The organism is Francisella sp. 19X1-34, assembly GCF_041102755.1.
Taxonomy (GTDB): domain Bacteria; phylum Pseudomonadota; class Gammaproteobacteria; order Francisellales; family Francisellaceae; genus Francisella.
Map to the genome: position 1 here is coordinate 1 of NZ_JBGCTX010000128.1, position 2,410 is coordinate 2,410.

Consider the following 2,410-nt stretch of genomic DNA (forward strand, 5'->3'; position numbering starts at 1 on the left):
AGTATTTTAAATAAAATGACATCTTTAGGTATGCCCATTAGTCATAGAACTGCCTAAAATACACCAACTAGAAGACCCTAAGGGGTTAAGAAACAAAGCCAACTTAGTATCAAGACATAAATATTCTCAAAAGGAAATAAGATTAAATAATCTATTAATAAAAATAATAAATCTTGAGTTTATGCTTACATAATTAAAATAAAATTTTGGTGAGCTAATGCTTAAAGGTATTTTAGAATGTCCTTGTGGTAAACAATCTGCTAAAAGAGTATGGGGAGCAGTATTATTAATAATAGGTATTCTATTTTCTATAATATTATTTATATATTGTTTATTTGATACGCCAGCAGATACATCAATGGAATCAAATATTATAAATATGTTTATGATTACAGGTGGATCATTGCTTGGGATAAGTGTATTCGAAGGATTATTAAAAAAGAAATCTACTGATATAAATGAGAAAATATGAAGTGCTGATTATACTCATAATAGCTCCAATATTGATAATAATATCTAGTATTTTGTTTATATTATTCTATTTTTTCAAAAAAGGGGAACATCAAGAGAAATTAAATGAATTTCAAGAAGAGTTTGAAGATGCGCTTGACAGTAATAGACGTCAAGCGAAGCGTCTTAATGATAATATTAATATTGTGCGTAACCGGATGCATGAGTTCACGAGAGATGAGTGACTTTTGCCTTTGGGCAAAGCCTATCACAATTTCAAAGAAAGAACTTTATATTATATCTCCAGAAACCCTTAGACAAATAGATAATTATGATCAAGAGTGGAAGAGTCGCTGTCTTTCAAAGTAAACATTCCCAAAAATGGATATTGGTAAAGTTTTTTATGAAACCAATTTTAGAGGCTTTGAATATGATTTTTTAGAGTAACACTCGCATAAAGGGACTATTTCGGGAATGTTTTGCTAATGAGCAATCTTTAGATTTTTTGGTTGAAAGTCCAGAATTTTATTAAAGATTTTCATTAGACTTTTATCATCAGCATCTTTCATGACTTCACGACATATGTACATTTTAATGATTTTTTCAATATTAAGATCCATTTTAGCTATTTCATTACCAACATTCTCCCACTTTGCTATAGCTGTATGAGACTCATTTACTACATTGGAAAACTGGCGTAACGACATTTTAAAATAACTACGAATAAATTTTAATTGGTTACCAGTTAGGCGATCTTTTGACTCACCTATTTTTCTGATCCATTTATTAGCTATAGCTATATCATCTATAACAGGACACCATTCATCGTCATATTTAACCATCTTTACATTTTTTAGTGTAACTGGAAATATCATCCCAGTATATACATATTCTTTAACTGTTTTTTCTTCTAAGTTGCTCATGGTTCATTCTCCAAATTAATAGCAGTAATAATTGGCATCATATCTAATGTAAAAGTTATTATTACTCTTATTTTTGTATCTCTTGGTTTACCTTCAATACAATATTTCCAATCCTCTCTATCATGTTCGTAACAATCTTTCTTTTTATTCCTTATGCGTTTTGAATGTCCTTGTAATAAATATAAAATATCTATAGCTGTTATATTTCTTTCTAACATTCTTTGTCTCAAATGAGGTAAGAAAATATATTTTTTATCAGCGATCTTCTGCTTTATCAAAGAAAATAATTCTTTATCTGACTTCTTTGGTGGTTTCATAGCTACAGTTCGCTTTTATCTATTGATAGTATTATACAGTAAAGAAAATATTATGTAAACTAAGTTTACAAAGTGGTGATGAGAGAGCTAATAGAAAAAACGGGGGTCTGTTTTAGAACTTTTTGCCATTATTTATCATATAAAAATCTACTAGCTTTAATTTGAGATTTTTAGATAATCCTCTGTGAACTCTAATGGCTCTGTTGCAACTATTGACAATAAGTTTTTTGAAATCTAGTATTTGCGCTAAATATTTTAGTTTAAGAATGTATGAATAGTTTTAAATATAAGCATTTTAATGGGGTAGTAATTTTATGGGCAATCCGTTGGTATCTAAAATATGGTATTAGCTATAGAGAATTAGAGGAGATGCTTAAAGAAAGAGGAGTAAATGTAGACCATACAACAATTTATAGATGGGTTATCCAATACTCCCCTGAGTTGAAGAAAAAGCTAAGTTGGTAAGAGGAAAGTTTTGTTATCAGTCATTGAGAGTAGACGAAACCTACATTAAAGTAAAAGGTAAGTGGAAATATTTGTATAGAGCCATAACTAAAGATGGTTCTACTGTAGATTTTTATTTATCTCATACCAGAAATACAAAAGCAGCTAAACGCTTTCTATCTAAGACATTGAAGAATTACTATAAGTATGATTCTCCTAGCAAAATAAATACTGATAAAAATCCTGCTTATAATGATGCTATAGCTCAGCTTAAGC

General features: G+C 29.2%; 3 protein-coding genes and 1 pseudogene. 2 read left to right on the plus strand and 2 right to left on the minus strand.

From position 1 onward, the window contains the following. The first annotated feature begins 217 nt into the window (after nucleotides 1–217). A complete protein-coding gene (locus AB8E56_RS11565) occupies nucleotides 218–472 on the plus strand; it encodes a hypothetical protein (RefSeq protein WP_329481273.1) in 255 nt (84 codons plus the stop codon). Between the two features lie 460 nt (nucleotides 473–932). On the opposite strand, the gene AB8E56_RS11570 is transcribed toward AB8E56_RS11565, so the two are convergent. Together AB8E56_RS11570 and AB8E56_RS11575 are read right to left on the minus strand one after the other, a co-directional pair. Then, nucleotides 933–1,373, minus strand: a complete 441-nt coding sequence (locus tag AB8E56_RS11570; RefSeq protein WP_329481275.1) for a hypothetical protein — start codon at nucleotides 1,371–1,373, stop codon at nucleotides 933–935. After that, the gene (locus AB8E56_RS11575) at nucleotides 1,370–1,690 is read right to left on the minus strand and encodes a DUF4258 domain-containing protein (RefSeq protein WP_329481277.1); all 321 of its coding nucleotides are present in this window, start codon (nucleotides 1,688–1,690) and stop codon (nucleotides 1,370–1,372) included. The genes AB8E56_RS11570 and AB8E56_RS11575 overlap by 4 nt, the downstream gene beginning before the upstream one ends. Nucleotides 1,691–1,960: 270 nt before the next feature. Here AB8E56_RS11575 and AB8E56_RS11580 point away from each other — a divergent pair. Further along, a pseudogene (locus tag AB8E56_RS11580) lies at nucleotides 1,961–2,410 on the plus strand (IS6 family transposase); the annotation flags it as partial.

Bases quoted from the DNA above. Each gene is read 5' to 3' on its own strand.
- AB8E56_RS11565 (WP_329481273.1), top strand. From the start codon at position 218: ATGCTTAAAGGTATTTTAGAATGTCCTTGTGGTAAACAATCTGCTAAA.
- AB8E56_RS11570 (WP_329481275.1), bottom strand. From the start codon at position 1,373: ATGAGCAACTTAGAAGAAAAAACAGTTAAAGAATATGTATATACTGGG.
- AB8E56_RS11575 (WP_329481277.1), bottom strand. From the start codon at position 1,690: ATGAAACCACCAAAGAAGTCAGATAAAGAATTATTTTCTTTGATAAAG.